The following is a 1,997-nucleotide window of genomic DNA, read 5'->3' as shown; positions in this document are numbered from 1 at the left end:
AAAAAAAAAAAAAAAAAAAAAAAAAAAAAAAAATACACCCAGTATTATTAATACTAGATGTATTCACTTTGTTCTAAAGAATATTAATCTTTATTTTTTTCTTCTTCATATTTTTTAAGTATAACTTCTGTAATATGATTTCTAAATTCTGGTTGTATTGGGTGAACAATATCTTTAAATTCACCATTACCAATCTTCTTAGAAGGCATAGCAATAAATAGCCCATTTTGCCCTTCTATAATCTTCAATCCATGAACAACAAAGCAATCATCAAATGTTACATCTGCATAAGCTTTTAATTTAAGCTCTCCTTCAGTGTTTTTAACGACTCTAATTCTAACATCTGTAATAGTCATTTCGTGTACCTCACTTTTAATAAATGTTTCTGTTATTAAAAGTATACCTTTATTTTTCTAAAAAGCAAGATGTATTTTAAAAATCATTAAGTTACATATTTTTTAACTCTATTTCATTAAAGCAAGTGATCCCATAGGGTCCCATGGTTTTAATACTATAGGTTCTTGTTCAATTAACTTTCTTAAATTTTCTGGTAAATATTTCTTGTTAACTACAACTTGATATGTATATTTATCCATCCATTCGTCTGACATTACAAAGTATCCTTTGTTACCTGGTTGATCTCCCCAGCTATTTTCAACTTTCCAACGTGTTGGTTTTTCGTTTAATATATTTACTCCTGATAATACCATAGCATGTGTCATTAAACTTTCACAATAGTCTAGTGATATTTCTTTAGGCATTGAGAAATCAATTCCAAGACTCTTATCTACTTCAAATATATTTAAGTCCATTATTCCTAATTGTCTATCAGAACTTTGTCCTACATCGCAACCAAACCAAACAGTAACACCATCTTGTAATTGAGATATTGCAGCTTGTTTTAATTCTTCCATAGTAACATTTAAGTACTTAACTTGTCTTCCACCTAATACATTTCCTAAATAGTCAACAGTGAAAGTCTTGTGATAAGGTTTATCCTTTGTTGGTGCATTTATTAAGCTGATGTAATCATTTAAATCTATACCAACATATTTATTAAAGAATTCTTTTGGTGTAATATTTTCATCTCTATGGAATTTACCATCTTTATCTTCATATTCAAATGTAAATGCTTTAGGTGGTTTACCTAATGAAACAACTAAGAATGAATATATTTCATCTAATATTTCATCTTTAAGTTTTCTTAATTCATCAACTGATTTACCTTCTTCATGTAGACTTCTTAATATTTGAGCAGATTTTCTTAATTTCTTGTTTAATAAGTCATCTAATCTCATAGAACTTGTACTATGAAATGCTTCAGGCATTGCATATTTAGGAACTATACCATATTTTTCAATAATTGAAGCTAACATATCCCATTGTCCACCATCTTGTTGAGGTGTTGCAAGTAAGAAGTGTACTAGTCTTGAATCTAGGTCTTCATCTAGAGTTTTTAAAATATTTTCCAAGAAATAGTTTGATTTTTCTAATTTATCAAAGAAGAATGTATAAGTTTGTGATAATTCAAAATCCTTTAACTTGTAATCTTTATTCAACTTATGTCTAAATGTATTAAGTGCAGCAAACATCCAACATCTACCTGATTGTCTTTGATTTGCAACAGCTCCTGTTTTAATATCAACTGAATAAACATGTTGATCCTTTATTTGTGCTTCAGCATTAAAAGTAGCATTATTAATTCCGTTTTTGTGTACAGAATTTTGTAAAACTTTTAAACCTTTTTGTTCATATGAAAGAGCATATCTTTCGATATCATTAAAATCTATTCTTTCCATATTTACCTTCTTTCTAAAAATATTAAAAAAATGGCGTCCTCGGATGGATTCGAACCAACGACCCTTTGGTTAACAGCCAAATGCTCTAACCTGCTGAGCTACGAAGACACACATTAAAACAAAACTTGGCAGTTACCAATCTTCCCCATTACTGAGTATTGTAGGCGTTTACAGGCTTAACTTCTAGGTTCGGTATGT

At 29.1% G+C, this 1,997-nt stretch carries 2 protein-coding genes and 1 tRNA gene; all 3 read right to left on the bottom strand.

The features are described 5' to 3' along the window. Nucleotides 1-83: 83 nt before the first annotated feature. Entirely contained in the window at nt 84-356 is a 273-nt protein-coding gene (spoVG, locus tag IMK15_RS06280; protein ID WP_046328275.1) for a septation regulator SpoVG, read from the bottom strand. Between the two features lie 108 nt (nt 357-464). Then, nucleotides 465-1,799: an aminopeptidase C gene (locus tag IMK15_RS06275; RefSeq protein WP_192942282.1), complete on the bottom strand. Its 1,335-nt coding sequence runs from the start codon at nt 1,797-1,799 to the stop codon at nt 465-467. Between the two features lie 31 nt (nt 1,800-1,830). Continuing rightward, nucleotides 1,831-1,907, bottom strand: a tRNA-Asn gene (locus IMK15_RS06270). Between the last annotated feature and the right edge of the window lie 90 nt (nt 1,908-1,997).

The sequence above is a fragment of the Sneathia sp. DSM 16631 genome (assembly GCF_014892235.1).
GTDB classification, from domain to species: Bacteria; Fusobacteriota; Fusobacteriia; order Fusobacteriales; family Leptotrichiaceae; genus Sneathia; species Sneathia vaginalis.
Note: the sequence above shows the minus strand (reverse complement) of the source record. Positions and strands in the feature narration are given on the sequence as shown.

Bases quoted from the DNA above. Each gene is read 5' to 3' on its own strand.
- spoVG (WP_046328275.1), bottom strand. From the start codon at position 356: ATGACTATTACAGATGTTAGAATTAGAGTCGTTAAAAACACTGAAGGA.
- IMK15_RS06275 (WP_192942282.1), bottom strand. From the start codon at position 1,799: ATGGAAAGAATAGATTTTAATGATATCGAAAGATATGCTCTTTCATAT.